Origin of the sequence: Sphingomonas sp. M1-B02 (genome assembly GCF_026167525.1) — a bacterium.
Lineage (GTDB): Bacteria > Pseudomonadota > Alphaproteobacteria > Sphingomonadales > Sphingomonadaceae > Sphingomonas.
On sequence record NZ_CP110679.1, the window covers coordinates 2,768,468 to 2,789,498 of the forward strand.

The window sequence follows — 21,031 nt, forward strand, 5'->3', positions numbered from 1 at the left end:
TCGCAACAATATGCGTCACCCGACGCTAAACGCATCTGACCGCCGCCCGCTCCCGATCCGCCTTAAAAAGGACAAGCCCTGACGGTCGACCCGTGCGGACTCAGTCGCCGATTTCTTGCCAGCTCTTCTCGCTCACCTCTACGTCGAACTTCTTGGCCGCAGCCTTGATCCGCCGCCACGCCGCATCGCGCTCGGCGTCGGACACGTCCCTGACCTGGTTGAAGCGTGCGATTGCGTTTCGCACGTGGCTAGCATTTTCGAGCGGTTCCTTGCGCTGCTCGGGGAAGGCGAAATCGCCCTTGTCGAGTTCGTTGCGGTCTTCGGTGCTGAGCTCGCCCATCATCGCCTCCATTGAATGGCGAGGGGTGAACGCATGGTCCGGCAATTCGTCTCCGACGCAGCACGAAGGCGCAAGCGCGTTGCCCAACCCCGGCGCCTGTGCATATACTCAGACTAATAAGATAAAGGGAGAGTGGGGCATGGGCGTCTTGAGGCGGTGGCGACGGTTCGCGCTTGGATGCCTGACCTTGATTGCCGGAACCTCGCCGGCTCTGGTCGACGCGCAGACGGCGCCGCGCGAGCGGATCTCGATCAATGCGGGTTGGCGTTTTGCAAAGGGCGATCCGGCGGGGATCACGACCGATCTCCGCTACGATGTGCGGCCAGACTATGACAATAGCGGCGACGGCAAGGTCGCCGACGCGCGGCCCGAGGAAGCTGCCCGGGTCGCGAACGCATCGACCGTATTGAAGCGCTGGATCCTGCCTTCCGCCAATTCCTTCATCAAGGACCCGGCGAAGCGGCACGTGCGCCCCGCCGGGCATCCGGGGAACGATGTCGCTTATGTCCAACCAGGGTTCGACGACCGAGGCTGGACCCAGGTGAACCTGCCGCACGACTGGGCGATCGCCGGCCCGTTCATCACCGAAGGCCCCTATGGCGGCATGGGCAGGCTGCCGAGCTGGGGGATCGGCTGGTATCGGCGCGCGCTCGACATCGCGGCGGGCGATGCAGGCAAATCGATCTTCCTCGACGTCGACGGCGCCATGTCGCATGCGACGGTGTGGCTCAACGGCAAGCTCGTCGGCGGCTGGCCCTACGGTTATAACAGCTTCCGGCTTGATCTTACGCCTTATGTCGTGCCGGGCGGCGCCAACATGCTGGCGATCCGGCTCGACAATCCGCCCGCGTCGGCGCGCTGGTATCCGGGCGGCGGCCTCTATCGCGACGTCTGGTTGACCAAGACCGGCCCGGTCCGCGTCGCGCAGTGGGGCGGGGTGGTCACGCCGCGCGACGTCTCCGCCCAGCGCGCGACGATCGGCGTGCGAACGACGGTCGAAAATGCCGGGGCTGTCCCCGCGACGGTGTCGGTCGTAAGCGAACTTTATGCGCTCGATTCGGCGGGCAAGCGCAGCGCCAGGCCCGTCGCGCAGCTTGCGCCCAAAGCCGTTCTGGTCGCGCCCGGCGGCAGTGTCGTCGTCGAGGCGGACACCCTTCTCGCCAATCCGCGGCTGTGGGGGCCGCCGCCGACGCAGCGGCCCAATCTCTACGCTGCGGTCACCCGGGTGATGCAGGACGGCCGCGTCGTCGACCGCACCGAAACCCGTTTCGGCATCCGCGACATCCGCTTCGATGCGGACAAGGGCGTTTTCGTGAACGGCGAGCAGGTGCGGTTGCAGGGGGTGAACAACCATCACGATCTCGGCGCGCTGGGCGCGGCCTTCAATCGCCGGGCGGCACAGCGTCAGCTCGAGATCCTGCGCGATATGGGCGCGAATGCCGTGCGGATGAGCCACAATCCGCCGGCGCCGGGGCTGCTCGACCTTGCCGACGAGATGGGTTTTCTGGTGATCGACGAGGTCTTCGATTCGTGGGAGCGCAAGAAGACCGCGCTCGATTTCCACCTGATCTTTCCCGACTGGCACGAGCCCGATCTGCGCGCGATGCTGCGCCGGGACCGCAACCACCCCTCGATCATGCTGTGGAGCATCGGCAACGAAGTCGGCGAGCAATATACCGGCGAGGAAGGCGCCGCGATCGCGCGAAAGCTCGTCGAGATCGTCCGCGAGGAGGATCCCAGCCGGCCCACCACGGTGGCGATGAACTACGCAAAGGCGGATATGCCGATGCCGGGCACGGTCGATGTGATCGGGCTGAACTATCAGGGCGCAGGCATTCGATCGGCGCCCGGGCAATTTCCCGCCTTTCGCGCCAAATATCCGGACAAGCTGATCTTCAGCAGCGAGAGCGCATCGGCGCTGAGCAGTCGCGGAGAATATCTGTTTCCCGTGTCGGGCAGCATCAGCGGGCCGGTGCGGCCCGGTTCGGGCGGCGATCCGAAGCGGATGCAGGTCAGCGCCTACGAAATGCACGCCGCCGATTTCGGCTCTTCGCCGGACCGTTCCTGGGCGGCGGACGACCAGAACCCCTATGTCGCCGGCGAGTTCGTGTGGACCGGGTTCGACTATCTCGGCGAGCCGACACCTTATTATTCGGCACGCAGCTCCTATTCGGGGATCGTCGATCTGGCCGGCTTCCCCAAGGACCGTTTCTATCTCTATCAGTCGCGCTGGCGGCCCGATCTCAAGTTCGCGCACATCCTGCCGCACTGGACCTGGCCCGGGCGCGAGGGGGAGGTCACGCCGGTCCATGTCTTCACCTCCGCGGACGAAGCGGAATTGTTCGTCAACGGCGTCTCACAAGGGAAAAAGACTCGGGGCCCATATGAGTATCGGTTCCGCTGGGATTATGTCACCTACGCGCCGGGCGAAATCCGGGTGGACACGTGGAAGTCGGGCCAGCCCTGGGCCAGCGAGTCGGTTCGGACGGTCGGCGCGGCCGCGCGGCTCGATCTCGTCGCCGATCGATCTGTAATCGCCGCGGACGGGGCCGACCTGGCGTTCGTGACGGTGCGCGTGCTCGACGCCAAGGGGAAGCGCGTGCCGATGGCGAAGCATGCCATCGCTTTCGACGTGGAGGGCCCTGCGCAGATCGTCGCGACCGACAATGGCGATCCGACCGACATGACCGCCTTCCCGTCGCATCGGCGCAATGCGTTCAACGGCCTGGCGCTTGTGATCCTGCGCGGCCTGCCCGGCAGTGCGGGCGGCGTGACGCTGCGCGCGAAGGCCCCGGGCCTGATCGACGGGAAGATTTCGATCCACATCCGAAATAGGGGCGATCGGCTCCCGCAGGAGAAATCAGGCCGGTGGGCCTGGGCTCGACACAGAAGTATTGACACCAGTACTCATACATTTTAGCTCTGGGTTAGCGCTAACATGGCGTGCATCGTCGCCTGTCAAAGCAGGGACATATCAAAGGGGAGGACTGAAATGGTATCTCGTGCCGTGCAGCTTCGTCGCGCGCTTTTGGGCGCCGCCGGCATCACTGCTTTCGCGCTTCCGGCCGTGGCGATGGCGCAGACCGCCCCCACGGATCCGACGGCATCCACTTCCGACCAGGAGGTGGCCGAGACGACCGACGATATCGTCGTAAGCGGCTATCGCGCGTCGCTGGAGAGCCAGACGAACGCCAAGCGCAATTCGATCGGCTTCACCGACACGATTTTCGCCGAGGATATCGGCAAGTTCCCCGACACCAACATCGCCGAATCGCTGAACCGCATTCCCGGTGTGACGATCGGACGCGAAGTGACCGGCGAGGGCTCGTCGGTTGCGATCCGCGGGCTCGGCACCAATTTCACCCGCGTATTGCTCAACGGCGCACCCGTCGCGATCGCCTCGGTGCGCTTCGACGCGCAGAGCACCAATCGCGAAGTCGATCTCGATCTGATTCCGACCGAATTGTTCACTCAGCTGACGGTCAGCAAATCGCCCGTCGCGAGCCAAATCGAGGGCGGCGCTGCCGGCACCGTCAATCTGCGGTCGGCGCGTCCGTTCGACAATCCCAAGCCCTATGTCAGCTATGGCCTGCAGGGATCGAAGGTGAGCTCGGCGGACAAATGGGGCTATCGCGGCCACATGCTGGCGAGCGCCACCTTCGGGGATTTCGGCATCCTCGTGGGCGGCGCTGCGGTCCGCAACAATTTCCGGGTCGACGGCTATGAGACGATCGGCTGGACCAATCCGAATCTGACCGCGGCGCAACGCACGAGCGGCACGCTGAACGCGACCGGCGGCGGCAACTTCACCATCCCGGCCACCGTGCCTGCCAATGCCGGCAACGGCCTGACGACCGGCACGCCGATTACCCAGGCACTACTGCTCGCGCTCAATCCGGGTGCGACGATCGACCAGATCGACAATGGGCTGCTGCCGCGCCTCAGCCGGCCGCGCACCGAAGTCGGCCAGCGCACCCGGTATAACGGCCTCGTCTCGCTCGAATGGCGGCCCAGCGACGCGCTGCATTTCTATGTCGACGGCATGTATGCCAAGCGGGATACCGAATTCACCCGCACCGCGATGAACTGGGTCGGCCGCAACGGCGCGGTAATCCCGATCAATACCCAATATGATCGCACCGATTGCGTCGCCGGCTGCGTCGTGACCAGCGGCACCTATGCCAACGCTCAATTCTTCCTCGAATATCGCCCCTACAAGGACACGCAGGATTATTGGGGCGTGAACCCGGGCCTCGATTTCGTCGTCAACGACTGGATCAAGGGCGACCTGCAGGCCAATTACACCAAGAGCAACTTCCGCCGCGAAAGCCCGACGGTGCTGGTCATCACGCGGCCGAGCAGCGGCACGACGGTCAGCTATCAGAACGACGGCGGGATCCCGCAGGTCACGCCGAACATCGATCTCAACAATCCCGCCAATTTCGGCTGGGATGGCGGCGGGCGCGTCAACCTGAACGGCGAGGAGCGCGAGACCGAGACCAAGGGCGTTCGCGGTAGCTTGCTGTTTGGCGATGCTGCGCGATTCAGCGTGCGGGTGGGCGCCGCCTATGACGATACGCAGCGGCGGATTACCCCGTTCGACAATACCAATCCCTGGCAGAATGCGATCTGCGGCAACGGGCCGAACATTTCGTTGCTGGCACCCAATACGGGCACCACGCCCTGCTCGGGCTTGAACCAGCCCGGCACGGTAGCGCCGACCGGGTTCCCGACCTTCCCCGGCTATGGGACCAACTTCACTGCGGGCGGCCCGCCGATCCGCTATGCCGGTTCGCTGATCCCAACCGCGGCGGTGCCCAGCTATCTGATGCCGGGAGACAATGGCTTCATCACCGTCAACTGGGACAAGTTCCGCGCCGACACCGGCTACCAGACCCTGCTCGACCAGGCGACCGAGACGGGATCGGGCAGCAGCGGCGCCAATGGCGGCCTGGTGCGCGAGAAGGTCACGGGGACCTTCGTCGAAGGCAATGGCGTAATCGATATCGGCGACAACAGGCTGCGCCTGAATGCCGGCATGCGCTATGTCCGCACCGAGCAGATCATCGGCGGGCGCGTCAGCGTTCCCGATCCGCGCAGCGCGACGATCGCGGACGGCGGTCGGTATCCGAACACCATCACCTTCCCGACGACGACCACGCTTTATTCCAACTTCCTGCCCTCGGCGAGCGCGGCATTCGAGATCGGGAACATCGCAGTCGCCCGTGCATCGGTGTCGCGGACGATGACTCGCCCCGATCCAAACGCCATGCTGCCGGGCGCCAGCTTCGTGCAGCCCTCGGCGGATATCGGGACGGTCGGCAATAGCGGTCTCGATCCCTATATCTCGAACAACATCGATCTGGGTTTCGAAATCTACACCGGCGGCGAGGGCGTCATCGCTTTCGCGGCGTTCCGCAAGTCGATTACCGGCTTTACGGTGAACGGGACGCGCACCGTGCCCTTCTCCTTCTACAACCAGTTCGGGATCACGCTCGATTCGCTGACCCAGGCGCAGCGCGACGCGCTCGCCTCACGCGCTGCTCCGGGGCAATCGCTCAACAACGTCAACGTCGTCGTGCAGCAGCAGGTCAATTCCGACGGCAAGCTGAAGGTCAACGGGCTGGAATTCCAGATCACCCAGCCACTCGATTTCCTCACCGGCTTCCTGGGCGTCACCGGCTTCGGCTTCCAGGGCAACCTGACCATGATCGAGCAGAAAGGCGACGGCGCCGGCGCTCCGGCAGTGGCGATCGGCGTGGCCCCCACGACCTACACGGCGACCGGCTATTATGAAGGCAACGGCATTTCGACTCGCCTGACCTACACCTTCAACGAGGGGTCTCAGGGATCGAACCCGAACCAGAACGGCATCCCGGCGGCGGCGATCTTCGGACGTTCTTATTCGCAGCTCGATTTCTCGGGCAATCTCGATCTCGGTCACATCTTCAATAACAAATATCTGCCGACGCTGGTGGTCAACGTGATCAACATCACCAAGCAGGCGCAGAGCAGCTACTTCCAGTTCGAAAATGCGACTTTCAACGAATATAATCCCGGGCGCACCGTGCTCGTCGGTATTCGCGGGCGTTTCTGAATCACAAGACGATGTCGCGATCATGGTCGCGACATCGTCTGATTCTATTCCCCTCCTGCTCCGCCGCTTGCTCGCGGCGGGGCATCTTTTTTGCCATGATCGGTGCCTGCCTCTCTTTTCAAGGAAGGGGCGACGCGATAAGATCCTGCGTTCCGCGCGACTGGCGACTGGATGGAGCACCATCGGGAAGCGCGAGAGCTGGCAAGCCGCATCGCCTGGGCGCCCCTTCCCGAAACGGAGGATATTGTGCCCGACGATGCCCCGCTCCACATCGCTTTCCTACTCTTTCCGGATGTGACCCAGCTCGACCTGACCGGCCCCGCGCAAATTCTCTCGCGGCTCGGCAATGCCCGGCTCGATCTCGTCGCCAAGACCCCCGATCCCGTTCGCACCGACGCGCAATTTTCGTTGACGCCCACCGCAACCTTCGCCGACCTGCCGCGCACCGACATCCTCTGCGTGCCGGGCGGCTTCGGCACCGTGGCGGCGATGGAGGACGAAGCGACGCTCGCCTGGGTTCGCCAGGTAGCGGCGGAGGCGCAATGGGTCACCAGCGTCTGCACCGGGTCGCTGATCCTCGCCGCCGCCGGCCTCCTCACCGGCTATCGCGCCGCTTGCCACTGGGCTTCGCGCGAACAGCTTGGCTGGTTCGGCGCGGTGCCGGTGGCCGAGCGCGTGGTATTCGATCGCAATCGCGTCACCGGCGGCGGGGTCACTGCAGGCATCGACTTCGCGCTCGCTTTGACTGCCGCGATCCGAGGTGAGGCGCATGCGAAGCTCGTCCAGCTCAGCCTCGAATATGATCCCGCGCCACCCTATGACAGCGGCTCTCCCGCCCGCGCCGAGCCGGAAACTCTCGCCCGATATCATGCGATGGTCGATGAATTCGCGCCGGGCCGCGCAGAGAAGGTTCGCGCCATCGCCGAGCGGGTGGCGGAGCGCGGGGCAGGGGGCTAAGCGGACCGGCTATATCCAGAAGGAGCTGCCATGTCCGCCAACCTGCTGACAATGAACGACGGCCGGACGATCCCTCCGATCGGCTTCGGCACCTATCTCGTTCCCAGCGAGGATGCGCCGCGAATCACCCGCGAAGGGATCGATGTCGGCTACCGGCTGGTCGATACCGCTGCATTCTACGGCAATGAGAGCGGCGTCGCCGAGGGTATCGGCGACAGTTCGGTGTTTGTGACCACCAAGCTGTGGCGCAGCGATCTTGGCTTCGATTCGGCGCTCGCGGCGTTCGATCGCAGCCTCGAGAAGCTGGGCCGCGCCAGCGTCGATCTCTATCTGATCCACTGGCCGATGGCGTCGCTCGGGACCCGCTATGTCGATGCCTGGAAGGCGCTGGTACGGCTGCGGGGGGAAGGCCGCGCCAAGTCGATCGGCGTATCCAATTTCGAGCCCGACCATATCCGTGCGATCCTGGACGCGACCGGCGTGGCGCCGGCGGTCAATCAGATCGAACTTCACCCCCGTTTTCAGCAACGCGCGCTACGCGAAGTCCATGCGGAGCATGGCATCATCACTCAGAGTTGGGCGCCACTGGGGCAGGGGACGTTGCTCGAACATCCTCAAATCGTCGAGATCGCCGACAAACGCAGCTGCTCGCCGGCGCAGGCTATCCTCGCCTGGCATCTGCACCACGGCCTGGCCGCGATCCCCAAAGCATCGTCGCGCGAACGTCTCGCGGCGAACCTTGCTGCGGGTGCGGTGGACCTGACGCCGGCGGATATCGCCAGGATCGACGCGCTGGACGATCCTGACGGCCGCCTTGGTCCCGATCCGGCGACGCTCTAGCACAGCGCCTTCGCCGCGCCCTTCAAATCCTCGACGAATGCGGCATACTCCTCCTCGACGCGGGTTTTGTCGGGCAGGCGGAGCAGGAAGCTTGGGTGGACCGTCACCCAGCCCATACCGCCCTCGGCCAACTCGATCGCGCGCCCGCGGGCGCCACTGATCGTCACGACCTTGCCCAGCATCTGGCGTGCCGCGGTGGCGCCCAACGCCACGGTCATTTCGGGTTTGATCAGCAGCCGTTCCTGCTCGTACCACCAGCGGCATGCGCTGATCTCGCCGCCATCGGGCTTGGCGTGGATGCGGCGCTTGCCACGCGGCTCGAACTTGAAATGCTTGACTGCATTGGTGACGTAGACACCGCTTCGGTCGATCCCCGCCTCGGCCATCGCGCGATCGAACATCTGTCCGGCCGGGCCGACGAACGGGCGCGCTGCGAGATCCTCCTGGTCGCCCGGCTGCTCGCCCATGAACAGCATCCGCGCGTCCACCGGGCCCTCGCCGAACACAGTCTGCGTCGCGGGCTTGTGGAGGTGGCAGCGGGTGCAGCCCTTGGCTTCGTCGCGCAATGCCTCCCAGGCGCCGGCGATGTTGCCGCCGACGCTGTCGCGCGCCGTCTGTACCATCGCCGTCTCCCGCGCCCGTGCGCCCGCAACCAGTTCCTTGACCAAAGCCGTCTCGGGCATATTCTTCCAATATTTCTTCGGCATCTCCTTCAGCATCGCGCCGGTCTTCAGCCGCGCCGGATTGAAGATCGAGGCGTAATAGGTTTTCCACATCTCCTCGATCGGATCGCCTTCGGGGGCGTCGGCCCTGGTTGCGGGCGGGCCCTCGGCCAGCGTTTCGCCGTCCCAGTGCAGCGACAGTTCGGGGGTCAGGATCGACCAGTGCATCGCCGCGAAACGATCGACGAAGAAGCGCGCATTGGCGCGGACGATATGATGTTCGGGCTCGAACCAGGCGACGAAGCGCACCGTCCCTGCGTCCTCGACCTCGCGGAAGCGGAGGAAGGCGCGCATCTTGTGGATGTCCCGGCGGACGTGCTTGGCCATCTCCTCGAGCCTACGCACCAGCGGATCGGCGCGGTCGTCGATCCGGCGAGGCTGCTCGATCAGCCCGACGAGGAGCGTGTAGAGCAAGGCGAAGCGCTGCGGATCGCTGTGGAGGATCACGCTCTGCGCGAGGTCGAGGAAGGCGCGGGGCACGCGGAACGCGGCGGGGGCGGCGGGCTCCAGCACGGCTTCGTCGCCGAACAGGTCGGTGGGGGCATCGCCCACTTGCCACAGGATTTCGGATGGCGGCACGCGGCCCTGGGCCAGCGCCCGCGCGGCATCGCGCCAGCCCTCATAATCGTCTTCGCTCGTCAGCGTCACCACCCGCATGCCGGCCTAACGCGCGGACGCGTCCTTCGGCATCGCGGCGATCCAGTCGCGCAGCAATTTCACCCCTTCGGCATGCACCGTCGCGCGACCGAGTTCGGGCATGGCGATGCCGGGGTCGACGCTTTCCATTCGGTAGATCAGGATCGAGTCGTCCGGGCTTCCCGGCGCAATCGCGAAGTCGCGCCCGCCGCTGCCGCGTCCCGCCGCCACGGGGCGCTTGCCGATCCCCAGCGCGATCGGACCGGCTTGCGCCTGTTCTAGGAACAGCCCGGAGTTGGACGCGGCGCCCTGCGGATTGTGGCAATGCGCGCAATTGATCTCGAGATAGGCGCGCGCGCGTGCGTCGAGCGGCGCCTTCGCATCGTCCCAGCGCGCCACCCGCGGCGCATCGGCGGGGGCGCGGTCGAGCAAGCCGCTCGCCGCGAGCCGCTGCAATTGGCCGTCATGGTTGAGATAGCGAGCCTTCACCCCGATCGGGGCGATCGCGCCGGCAAGGGCATGGCAATCCTTGCACTGGTTCTGGTTGGGCGCCGCATAGCTGATGCTGCGCCGTGCGCCTGACGGATCGGTGAAGGTAACCGGCACGCGCGTGCCCGCGCGCTTGAGATCGGCATCCGTGCCGGCCGCGTTCCACACATAGGGAATCGCCACCCAGCCCGACGCGCGGCGCAGCAGCAGCCGGGTCTCGAGCGGTTTGAACGTCCCCGCCTGCTTATAGCCAAAGGTCTTGATCAGAGCGCTGCCGACCGGAAGGTCGAAAGCCGCCACATCGTCATAGCGGGCGACCTTGCCCCTCGGCACATAAAGGAACCGCCGCTTCTCGGCATAGTCGGAGAAAAGCGGCGTCTCCAATCCATAAGACGCGACCCGCGGCGCGGGAGTCTCCGCGGCCAGATCGGCGAAGAAGCCGTAGTCCGAGAGATGCGCCGGATAGCCATCTGCCAGGATCGTCGCGTCGTTGACTCCACCGGGCCTCGCGACCGCGAAGGCGCAGAACAATAGGAACGCGGCGACGAGCGCCTTCACCGTGCAGCGGCCTCCATCGCGGCGGGCAGCACCACTGCGGCGGGCTGCGGCGCCTGCACCCCGTTCAGCGCAACGGGGCCGGGCTTGGCGGTCTCCACCGCCGCGCCGGCTGCGAGCCCCATGCCGAGCACCGGCACTCCATCGGCGACGCGCAGCCCCGATGCATCCCCGGTGCCGTCCCACAATATGGGTGGGATGCTGCCGCCGAAGGCCGCGGTCAGCATCGCGCCGCCGGGCAGCTCCGGCGCGAAGCCCGCACGGCCATGCTTGTTGCCCGAAACCATGATCCGCCGCGGCAGCGGATTATAGTTCGCGTCGGCATATTTCTCGCGATAGGCGATGATCATCACGTTGCTGGTGGCGTTGCCCGACAATTCGTTCGCGAAGACATGGACATTGTCATTCGCCATGATCAGTACCCCGGTGCCCATCCGCACCGAGGCGACGATATTGCCCTTCGGCGCGAAATTGGGGGTGTCGTTGTCGACGATCTGGTTGCGGAACACCCGCACCTCGCCGCCGCCCATCTTGGGCAGATTGGGCAGGTCGAACACCAGGATGCCGCCGCTATTGTGGCTCGCGACATTGTCGAACACGTCGGCATGGCGGCTATTCTCGATCTCGATCCCGGCGACATTGTGCGAGACCGCCGAATTGCGGACGATGATCTGTTCGGACTGGCCGACATAGATGCCCGCGTCCGACGCGCCCTTCACCAGCACCGAATCGATGAGGATATGCGTGCTGGAGACCGGATAGACGCCATAGGCCCCGTTGGTCGGCTTGGGCCCGCCGGTCCATTCGACGCGAATATTCTTGTAGACGATCCGGTCCGCGCCCTTGGACTTGATCCCGTCGCCCTTGCTGTCCTCGACAGAGAAGTCGCGGAGCACCACGTCGTCCGACGTGACCAGCAGGCCTTCGCCTGCACCGAGCTGGCCCTTGAAGCCGAGTATAGTCTTGTCGCGGCCCGCGCCGCGCACCGTGACCCGGTCTACGTCGAGCGAGAGCCCGTCGGTGAGTTCGAAGCGTCCCGCGCCGATCTCGATCACGTCGCCGGGCTTCGCCTCGATCAGAGCGCCCTGAAGCCGTTCCTGGCCGTTGGGACCGGCCTCGACCCGAATCGTCTCCGCCGCGGCAGGCGTGGCGAGCAGCAACGTAGCGGCAAACGTGATCCGAACCATCGTCCTCTCCCTGCATTTTCACGCAGTCTGGCGCGGGGAAGAACGACGGTCCAGCGTTATTGACAGCGATGTAAGCGCCTAGTCGCGGTCGTCGCCGGGCGCATGTTCCTCGGCACGCTCGAGCTCGGCGGGCTTGCGCTCCTCGAACACCTCGCCCAGCCGCTCGGTCACCGCGTCGGGAAGGCGCTCGGCCGCGGTCGGGAACATCTCTTCCTCTTCTTCTTCGATATGATGCTCGTAGCGGTGCCGCATCTCGTGGAATTTCTCGTCCCATTCGGGGGTGCCGAACTGGATTTCGATCAGTTCGGCGAGATAGTCGTCCACTTCCTTATGCTCGGCCACCGAATGCCGTGCATCCTCGCGCAGCTCCGGGTCGGCGAGCATGGTCGAATAGAGCGATTCCTCCTCGGCCGCGGCATGCGCCTGCAGCTCGAGGCGGAGCGTCTCGAACGCATCCTGCCGCGGCTGATCGGTGCCGGGATTGTCGCCGACGCGCTTGAGCAGCGCGCGCTGGCGGTCATGATCTGCCTTCAGATCCTCGAAAATGCGTGCTTCGGTCAAATGCCGTCTCCTGGTTTCCGGGGCTCAACAATCTCAGGCGGCAAAAAGCTCCAGCTGCTCGCGCTTCGGCGCCACGATCGGGCGCAGATCGGCGCGATCGGCGAGCGTCGCCGGGCGCCAATCCTCGGCGATCAGGAAAGGCCGCATCTTGACGATCGAGACGGTGAGCCGCGCGACATCCTCGAGCCGCAACCGCCGCCAGCGCCGGGTTGCCAGGATCGCGTCAACTGCCTTCACGCCCAGTCCCGGCACGCGCAGCAACGATTCCCGCGGCGCCCGGTTGACGTCCACCGGGAAGCGGTCGCGGAACTTGAGCGCCCAGGCGAGCTTGGGATCGATGTCGAGCGGCAGCATCCCCGTCGCCGGATCGGCCGCATCGGCGACTTCGCCGGGCTGATAGTCGTAGAAGCGCATCAGCCAGTCCGACTGGTACAGCCGATGCTCGCGCATCAGCGGCGGGCGCTGGAGCGGGAGCACCGCACTCGCATCGGGGATCGGGCTGAACGCCGAATAATAGACACGGCGCAGATTGAAGCGACCATAGAGCCCCGCCGCGCGGGCGATAATGTCGCCATCGGTCGCCGCATCGGCGCCGACGATCATTTGTGTCGATTGGCCCGCGGGCGCGAATTTGGGGGCGGACTTGTAGCGCTTCTTCGCATCGGTCTTGTCGTCGATCGCAGTGCGTACATCCTGCATCGCGGTTTCGATCCGGGGCGCCGACTTCTCGGGCGCGAGCCGGGTCAACCCCGCCACCGTCGGCAGTTCGACGTTGATCGAGATGCGATCGGCGAGCAGCCCCGCCTGGTGGATCAGCTCGGGATCGGCGTCGGGGATCGTCTTGAGATGGATATAGCCACGGAACTGATGTTCCTCGCGCAGCGACCGGGCGACCTGGACCAATTGCTCCATCGTATAATCGGGCGAGCGGATGATGCCGGAGGAGAGGAACAGCCCCTCGATATAATTGCGGCGATAGAAATTGAGCGTGAGATCGACCACCTCCTCCGGCGTGAAGCGCGCGCGGCGGACGTTCGAGCTCTTGCGGTTAATGCAATAGTGGCAGTCGAATACGCAGCTGTTGGTCAGCAAGATCTTGAGCAGGCTGATGCAGCGGCCGTCGGGCGCATAGGCATGGCAGATGCCCATGCCTTCGGTCGAGCCGATCCCCTTGCCGTCGCGCGAATTGCGTTTTGCGGTGCCTGACGAGGCGCAGGAAGCGTCATATTTGGCGGCGTCGACCAGGATCGCCAGCTTCTCGCGCAAGTCCAATTGTGCCATATGTTCTATCTATGTTCTTGAAAGTCTTGAGTCCAGCGGCAAGTGGACGGAGTCGGCGGCGCAACCTAAAAGCCTGGCATGGGGTGGGCTCAATCGCGCGACTGGAATTGGCGAACATTGTCGCTCGCGCTCGCGCTGGCGGTCACCTGCGCCGCGGGATGGCTGTTCAAGGCGCATTGCGTCCCCGGCGGCTGGACCGACGCCGAACAATATACCACCGGCTGCTACAATGACGTGATGCCCTTCTGGCTCGGCCGCGAGGTGCAGGCGGGCAAGCTTCCTTATTTCGAGACCCGAATGGAATATCCGGTGCTCACCGGCGCGCAGATCTGGGCGGAGGGGGCGGTCACCCGGACGTTGTTCGGCAGTCGCGCGCGCGACTGGCATTTCCTGGCCGTGGTTACGGTGGCGAATGCGCTGCTGGCCGGACTGATCCTGTGGATGTTCGTGCGCGCAGGCGTTGACCGGCGGCGGCTGTGGCTGTGGGCGCTTGCGCCGCCGCTCGTTTTGTATCTCGGGCATAATTGGGATCTTGCGGCGGTGGCCTTCGCGGTCGGCGCAATGCTGCTCGCGCGCAACGGCAGGCTGGTTCCGGCCGCAGCGATGGCCGGCCTCGGCGCCGCGGCAAAGCTGTTCCCCGTGCTCGCGCTTCCGCTGATCGGGCTCAGCGCGCTGTTTGGCGACGATCGGCCCTGGCCTCGGCGTCTGCTCCGCGCCGCGGCGTTGTCGGCGGCGGCAATCGGCGCCTGGTCGCTGGTCAATCTGCCCGTCGCCTTGCTCGCGCCGGAGAATTGGAACGAATTCTATCGTTTCTCGCAGGAGCGGCAGGGCACCGTCGCCGCGACGTGGGACATATTGGCAAATCAGGGCTGGTGGTTCACCTGGATCGAGGACCGCAATCGATATGCCGCGCTGCTGTTCCTCGGCGGCTTTGCAGCGATAATCGGCTTCGGCTGGCGTCGCCACCGGACCCATTTGTGGATATTGTTTATCCCGGCGCTCGCCTGGTTCATGCTCACCAACAAGGTCTATTCGCCGCAGTTCGACCTGTGGCTCTATCCGTTGCTGCTGATGGCGGCGCCGCGTCTGTGGCCGGTGGCGCTCTATCTGGTGGGCGCGGTGACGGCCTTCTTCGCGGAATTCTGGTGGTTTGCGGGGCTCGAACATGCCTGGCCCGCGACGACGCATGTCCATATCGCCATCGCGGCGGGGGTGCGTGGCTTCGCGATGCTCTGGCTGATTGCGGACTGCGTCAGGCTCGATCCGCCGGAATGGGTCGCGGACCTTGCTAACACCCCTAGTCCAGCTAGTGAAAATCGCGCGACTTGATCGGGATCGAGTCTTCGTTGCGCGGCCGCCAGGCTTCGGCGGCGCGCTGCTTGGGCCAGCCGACCTTGCGATCGCGTGGATCGATCGTGCCGCCATGCGTCGCGCCGTCGCCGGGCATCGTCATCCGCGGCAGATCGAGCTGACCGACTTCGCGCAGCAGGTGCGTCAGATCGGTGATCGCATCGGCGACGACATGGATCACGATTCCTTCGCGCTGCACCTGGCCCCGGATCGCCAGCATCGTCGCCGACATCACCGTGCGGCGATGCGCCTCGAACCGGTCCGCCCACAACACGGCATTTGCGATGCCGGTTTCGTCCTCCAGCGTCACGAACACGACGCCCTTGGCGCTGCCCGGCCGCTGCCGCACCAGGATCAGCCCGGCGACTTCGACGCGCGCGCCAGCCTTCATGTTCGCCAGATCGCCGCAGCGCGTGATCCGCTGCCGGTCGAGCCGCTCGCGCAGGAAGGTGAGCGGATGCGCGCGCAGCGATAGCTGGGTGGCGCGATAATCCTCCACCACTTCGCGCCCCGCGGTCAGAGGCACGAGCGCGACGGGCGCTTCCTTCGACTCGATCACCGTCCTGCCTTCACGCGCATCGGCGGCGGAGAACAGATCGAGCGGCGCCTGGCCCAATCCCTTGATCGCCCACAATGCCTGGCGACGGTTGAGCCCCAGCGCCTGAAACGCATCGGCGCGCGCCAGCCGCTCGAGCGCGGAAGGTTTGACGCCCGAACGGCGCCAGACATCCTCGATCGAGGTGAAGGATCCGCCGGCGTCGCGCGCGTGCAGGATCTGCTCGGCATCGGTCTGCGCCAGCCCCTGCACGATCCGCATCCCCAGCCGCAGCGGCAGAAGCTTGTGCCAATCCTCCGGAGACCCGCAGAATTTGGCGCGCACGGGCCGCCGTGGCGTCGCATCAGCAGCCATCAGCGTATCCCATTGGCTGGCATTGATGCACACCGCCCGCACCTCGACGCCATGGTCGCGCGCATCGCGGACGATCTGCGCAGGCGCGTAAAAGCCCATCGGCTGCGAATTGAGCAGCGCCGCGCAAAAGATGTCCGGATGCCGGCACTTCATCCACGACGACGCATAGGCGATCTTGGCGAAGCTGGCGGCATGGCTTTCGGGGAAGCCATAGCTGCCGAAGCCCTTGATCTGCTCGACCAGCCGTTCGGCAAATTGCTGGCTGATGCCATTGGCTAGCATGCCCGAGATCAGCTTGGGACCGAATTCGCCGACACCCCCGGTCATCTTGAAGGTCGCCATCGCGCGGCGCAGCTGGTCGGCCTCGCCGCCGGTGAACCCCGCGCCGATGATCGCGACTTGCATCGCCTGCTCCTGGAACAGCGGTACGCCCAGCGTCTTCTTGAGCACCGCCTCGAGCGCAGGCGAGGGATAGTCGATCTTTGCGTTGGGGTTGGCGCGCAGCATCTCGCGCCGCTTGAGATAGGGATGCACCATATCCCCCTGGATCGGGCCGGGCCTGACGATCGCGACCTGGATGGCGATGTCGTAGAAATCCACCGGCTTCATCCGCGGCAGCATCGACATCTGCGCGCGGCTCTCGATCTGGAAGACGCCGAGCGTATCGGCGCGGCGGATCATCTCGAAGGTAAGGTCGTCGTCGTCCTGCAGTTCGGGGCTGCTCAGCGTGAGGTCCACCCCCTTGTGCGCGCGCAGCAGATCGAAGCTGCGCCGCATGCAGCCGAGCATGCCGAGGCCGAGAATATCGACCTTCATGAACTTGAGCTCCTCGATATCGACCTTTTCCCACTCGATGACACGGCGATCGACCATCGCCGCCGGCTGGACGGGGACGAGAGCGTCGATCCGGTCGAGCGTCAGCACGAACCCGCCGGGATGCTGCGACAAGTGCCGCGGCGTGCCGATCAGCGCCCGGGAAAGTTCGAGCGTCAACGCCAGCCGCCGATCGCCGCTGTCGAGGTTGAGCGCGCGGACATGCTCTTCGGGCACGCCTTCGTTCGACCAGCCCCAGACCTGGCTGGCCAGCGCCGCCGTCATATCCTCGGGCAGGCCGAGCGCCTTGCCGACTTCGCGCACCGCGCCGCGCGATCGGAAGCGGCTCACCACCGCGGTCAGCGCGGCATGCTGTTCGCCATAGGTCGCGTAGATCCACTGGATCACTTCCTCGCGGCGCTCATGCTCGAAATCGACGTCGATATCGGGCGGTTCGCGGCGCTCGGGCGAAATGAAGCGTTCGAACAGCAATTGATGCTTGATCGGATCGATCGAAGTGATGCCGAGCACGAAGCAGATCACCGAATTGGCCGCCGATCCGCGCCCCTGGCACAGGATGCCCTGCGCGCGCGCCCAGCTCATGATCGAATTCACGGTGAGGAAATAAGGCGCATAGTCCATCTGGGCGACCAGCCCGAGCTCGCGTTCGAGCAGGTCGGAATAGGCAGGGGGAGGCGCACCCTTGAACATTATCGAGAGCGCATTGCGCGCCAGCCGCTCCAGCGCCGCCTGGGGGCTGCGTCCGGAAATCACGATCTCGTCGGGATATTGATAGTTCAGTTCACGCAAGTCGAAGACGCAGCGCTCCACGATCGCCTCGGCCGCGTGCAGGGCATGCGGGTAGGCGGCGAAACGGCGCGCCATTTCGGCAGGCGCATGCAGATAGCGGTCGGCGCTGCGCTCGCGACGAAACCCCAGATCGTCGATCGTGCACTTGTTGCGGATTGCAGTGACCACATCCTGCAGCATGCGCTGCTCGGGATGGTGATACAGGATATCGCCGGTGGCCAACGGCTTGAGTCCGAAGCGGCGGCCGGCCGCATCGATGACATGGAGCCGCATCGCATCGCCGGGACGGCGAAAATGGGTCATGCAGATATGGCCGTCGCGACCGAACAGATCGGCCATCCAGCGTAGATCGGTCTCGTCGAGCGCGGCGAGGCCGGGCACCAATGCTGCGACCAGCCCGTCGCACTGTTCGGCGACGTCTTCCCAATGCAGATAGCATTGTCCCTTCTCGCCCTTCTGCGCGTCGGCGCGGCTCTTGCCGCGGGTGAGCAGACGGGTGAGGCGGGACCATGCCGCCTTGTCCTGCGGCCAGACGAGCAGCGATGCGCCGCACACCAGATCGAGCCGGCAGCCGCTGATCGAACGGATGCTCAGGCCGTGATGCTTCCTGATCTCCTGCGTTGCGTGCAGCGCGCGCACGACCCCGCCGACAGAATTGCGATCGACGATCCCGAGCGCGGGCATGCCCATCATCGCGGCGGTGGCGAACAATTCCTCGGGCGACGATGCGCCGCGCAGGAACGAGAAATGGGTCGTCACCTGAAGCTCGGAATAGGTCATCCGAAGCAGCCATGCAGGAACCAGCTGAGATCGCCGGTTTCGGCGCGCTCGCTATCGCCGCGGCGAAACAGCCAGAAGCGGCGGCCCTGCTCGTCTTCGACCCGGTAATAATCGCGCACGCTATGGCGTTCGGCATTGTGCCGCCACCATTCGCCGAGGATCCGCTCGGGCCCTTCGGAGCGGACCACGCGATGCAACCGGCCCCGCCAGCTGAAGCGGAGCGGCGCATGATCGGGCAATTCCGCCATGACATGATCGATCGGCTCGGGTCGGTGCAGCAGCCGCGCGGGCCGCGGCCAATCGGGATGCCAGACGCCGACCGGGGCGCTTCGATCGAGCTGGCGGACATCGTCCTGCTTGCGCGCCGGCGCCGCGCGTTCGGGCGGATCGAGCACCGGCATCCGCGCCACCGATCGCTCGGGCACGTCGCTTTCCACCGGGCGGCTGCGCCACATCGCCTGAATTCCGATCCGGGTGGCGAGCGTATCGACCAGAGGCGCAAGGTCGGGTGCGGTCGCTTCGTCGAGCCGCTCGACGAAGGGCTCGGCCCCCAGCAAGCCGCTGCGACGGACATGCAGCGCGATCGCATCCACGCCATAGCCGGGCTCGACCTGCTCGATCCGCCGCGTGAACAAGCGCAGCAGATGCGCGGGATCGCGGTTGGGCCGGGCGAGGCCGATTCGGATGCGTTGCGGCACGCCGTCGATCCGATCGGCGATCAACTCGATGCGCAGCGCGCCAAGCCCCTTTTGCTCGAGCGCGGTGGCGAGGCGCGGGACGAGCTGGCCCAACCAATATTCGATGGCCTCGGGCGTAGCGATCGGCTCGGCGAAACGCTGGACGATGGCGATCGGCTCGGGCGGGATCACCGGATCGAGCGGCTCGGGAAGCCCGCCCAGCGCCTGTTCGAGCCGCGCCACCAGCCCGCCGCCGAACCGCCGGACTAGCGGCGCGCGCGGCATCGCCAGCAATTGTGCGATGCGCTCTACGCCCAGGCGGTGGAGCAGTTCGATCGCGGCGGGATCGATGCGCAGCGCTTCGATCGGCAACGGCGAAAGTGCCTGGGCGTGCTCACCGGTGGGGCAAACGCATTCGCCATCCGGTCGGAAATGCGCAAGCGCCCATGCCGCACCCGCGGTGTCGGCAATCGCTACGCGTGCGGTCACCCCCATTCGGGCGAGCAGCCGCACCAGCCGTCGCGCCATCGGCGCCTCGCCGCCGTGCAGATGCGCGACTCCGCTCAGGTCGAGGAACAAGGTCGCATCGTCGGCGATCGCCACGCTCGGCGACCAGCGCTGCGCCAGCGCCACGGCGAGCCGGTGCAGATCGGCGCGATCGCTCTCGGGATCGGCGGGACGGATGTCGAGCCCCGGCACCTGTGCTCGCGCCTGGGTCAGCGCCATCCCCGGCCGGATGCCGAGCGCCTGTGCGCCCGGGCTGGCGGCGGCGATCAGCACCTGGTTGCCGGTGCGGATAGAGGTGACCAGCAATTCCTCCCCGAGCTTGCTCGGGGAGGGGGACCGCTCGCGAAGCGCGTATTGGAGGGGCGGCGGACGAAGTCCGCCGACTGGCGTTGGCGGCCCCTCCACCACGCTGCGCGTGGTCCCCCTCCCCGAGACAAGCTCGGGGAGGAATGCGGGAGCCCCCCCCTCATCGGGCGGCATCGCCCGGAAGGGATGCCCCACCGCCTCTTCGCGTCGCCCCACCTCATGCCGAGCGGGTCGCACGTGCGCGGGAGCATCCCCCCGTGCCCAGCGCGCGCCGGGGCGCCAGCCGCCGCCGCGCGGCGCCGAACAGGCATTCTCCTGCTCGGCCGCGGCGGCCGCCTGGAGCGGCTCCAGCGATAGGGGCGCCGCCTCAGGCGGCGTGCGCGCGTCTGCCCGCCGCAGCCGGTCGAGCGGCCACATCGGCAGGTAGAGCGCAGCGACCCGATGCATCGCAGGCCTCCACTTCGAGGTTGAAGGAGTCGCCGCCGCGCTGGCGGACGAGATCGAGCTTCCAGCGCGCGCGCCCCACGCCCGCCACCGGCAAGGGGGTCGAGGGTGCGCAGGCGATTCGCCAGCGGGTGATCGCCGCCGAGGGCGCGCCGAGCGGATCGACGCCTTCGCGGGCATGGCGCTTGAGCAGCAAGGCGATCGTCCGCCCGCCCTCCGCCGCCAGTTGCAGCCGCCGGGTCGCGGGCATGCCGACCCGCTTGACCTCGCCGATCACCGCGCCCAGCCCGCGATGGCGCAGCCCCTCCTCCATGATTGCGAGCAGTTCGTCATCGTCGCGCGCCTCGGCATAAAGCAGCCGCTTGGGATCGAGCCCGGCTTGCGACAGGCCCGGCGCGAACAGATCGCGCCGCCGCACCACCCACAACACCGGACCCCAGGCGCGCGCCGCGATTCCCGCCATGAACAAAGTCGCCGCGCAATCGTCGGCGATGTCGGCGCTGGCGCCGGCAATCTCGTGGAGCGAATCGAGTCGAAGCCCGCTATTGGCCAGCTTCGAATCGAGCGGCCCGACCCCGAACGGCAGCACCGGCCGCCGGCGAAAGCCGCCGGTCTCCATCGCGCGCAATTGCTCGCGAAGCTGGGCCAATTTAGCAGAATCGGGCATGGACGGGCGACTCGGGAACGCAGAATGTTCCTATTCTGTTCTTATGTCCTCCGGAGTCAACCGCGTAACGTGCCTACTTCTTCATCGCTGTCCCATGCGATG

Annotated in this window: 14 protein-coding genes and 1 riboswitch; of the genes, 5 read left to right on the plus strand and 9 right to left on the minus strand. The window is 66.0% G+C overall.

What is annotated here, in order from left to right:
- Positions 1-100: 100 nt before the first annotated feature.
- Positions 101-340 carry a DUF6582 domain-containing protein gene (locus OKW87_RS13280; RefSeq protein WP_265540230.1) on the minus strand — a complete coding sequence of 80 codons (240 nt, stop codon included), beginning with the start codon at positions 338-340 and terminating at the stop codon, positions 101-103.
- A gap of 139 nt (positions 341-479) precedes the next feature.
- Here OKW87_RS13280 and galB point away from each other — a divergent pair, with 139 nt between their 5' ends.
- From galB to OKW87_RS13300, 4 genes are all read left to right on the plus strand, one after another.
- The gene (gene galB, locus OKW87_RS13285; protein WP_265540231.1) at positions 480-3,260 is read left to right on the plus strand and encodes a beta-galactosidase GalB; all 2,781 of its coding nucleotides are present in this window, start codon (positions 480-482) and stop codon (positions 3,258-3,260) included.
- An 87-nt stretch (positions 3,261-3,347) separates the two neighbouring features.
- A complete protein-coding gene (locus OKW87_RS13290; RefSeq protein ID WP_265540232.1) occupies positions 3,348-6,437 on the plus strand; it encodes a TonB-dependent receptor in 3,090 nt (1,029 codons plus the stop codon).
- A 146-nt stretch (positions 6,438-6,583) separates the two neighbouring features.
- Positions 6,584-6,665: riboswitch (ZMP/ZTP riboswitch) on the plus strand.
- A gap of 18 nt (positions 6,666-6,683) precedes the next feature.
- Entirely contained in the window at positions 6,684-7,394 is a 711-nt protein-coding gene (locus OKW87_RS13295; protein ID WP_265540233.1) for a DJ-1/PfpI family protein, read from the plus strand.
- Positions 7,395-7,424: 30 nt separating this feature from the next.
- Entirely contained in the window at positions 7,425-8,234 is an 810-nt protein-coding gene (locus OKW87_RS13300) for an aldo/keto reductase (protein WP_265540234.1), read from the plus strand.
- On the opposite strand, the gene OKW87_RS13305 is transcribed toward OKW87_RS13300, so the two are convergent.
- The 5 genes from OKW87_RS13305 to OKW87_RS13325 all read right to left on the minus strand — a co-directional run bounded on the left by OKW87_RS13305 (position 8,231) and on the right by OKW87_RS13325 (position 13,665).
- Positions 8,231-9,613, minus strand: a complete 1,383-nt coding sequence (locus tag OKW87_RS13305; protein ID WP_265540235.1) for a UdgX family uracil-DNA binding protein — start codon at positions 9,611-9,613, stop codon at positions 8,231-8,233. The two genes, OKW87_RS13300 and OKW87_RS13305, sit on opposite strands and share 4 nt — an antisense overlap.
- A 6-nt stretch (positions 9,614-9,619) precedes the next feature.
- Positions 9,620-10,639, minus strand: coding sequence for an SO2930 family diheme c-type cytochrome (locus OKW87_RS13310; protein WP_265540236.1), 1,020 nt, complete (start codon positions 10,637-10,639; stop codon positions 9,620-9,622).
- Positions 10,636-11,823, minus strand: a complete 1,188-nt coding sequence (locus OKW87_RS13315; protein ID WP_265540237.1) for a parallel beta-helix domain-containing protein — start codon at positions 11,821-11,823, stop codon at positions 10,636-10,638. Before OKW87_RS13315 ends, OKW87_RS13310 begins: the two co-directional genes overlap by 4 nt.
- A 78-nt stretch (positions 11,824-11,901) precedes the next feature.
- Complete coding sequence (locus OKW87_RS13320; protein WP_265540238.1) at positions 11,902-12,384, minus strand: hemerythrin domain-containing protein; 483 nt, start codon at positions 12,382-12,384, stop codon at positions 11,902-11,904.
- A gap of 33 nt (positions 12,385-12,417) precedes the next feature.
- On the minus strand, positions 12,418-13,665 hold the full coding sequence (locus OKW87_RS13325) for a putative DNA modification/repair radical SAM protein (protein ID WP_265540239.1): 1,248 nt from the start codon (positions 13,663-13,665) through the stop codon (positions 12,418-12,420).
- A 78-nt stretch (positions 13,666-13,743) separates the two neighbouring features.
- Here OKW87_RS13325 and OKW87_RS13330 point away from each other — a divergent pair, with 78 nt between their 5' ends.
- Positions 13,744-14,994: a glycosyltransferase 87 family protein gene (locus OKW87_RS13330; RefSeq protein WP_265540240.1), complete on the plus strand. Its 1,251-nt coding sequence runs from the start codon at positions 13,744-13,746 to the stop codon at positions 14,992-14,994.
- On the opposite strand, the gene OKW87_RS13335 is transcribed toward OKW87_RS13330, so the two are convergent.
- From OKW87_RS13335 to OKW87_RS13345, 3 genes are read right to left on the minus strand one after another with little or no spacing between them, the layout of a single operon-like run.
- Positions 14,972-18,328, minus strand: coding sequence for an error-prone DNA polymerase (locus tag OKW87_RS13335; RefSeq protein ID WP_265540241.1), 3,357 nt, complete (start codon positions 18,326-18,328; stop codon positions 14,972-14,974). The genes OKW87_RS13330 and OKW87_RS13335 overlap by 23 nt on opposite strands.
- Positions 18,325-20,265 (minus strand): DUF6504 family protein, encoded by a 1,941-nt coding sequence (locus tag OKW87_RS13340; protein ID WP_265540242.1) that lies wholly within the window; start codon positions 20,263-20,265, stop codon positions 18,325-18,327. Before OKW87_RS13340 ends, OKW87_RS13335 begins: the two co-directional genes overlap by 4 nt.
- Complete coding sequence (locus OKW87_RS13345) at positions 20,186-20,929, minus strand: ImuA family protein (RefSeq protein WP_265540243.1); 744 nt, start codon at positions 20,927-20,929, stop codon at positions 20,186-20,188. Before OKW87_RS13345 ends, OKW87_RS13340 begins: the two co-directional genes overlap by 80 nt.
- Positions 20,930-21,031: the final 102 nt, after the last annotated feature.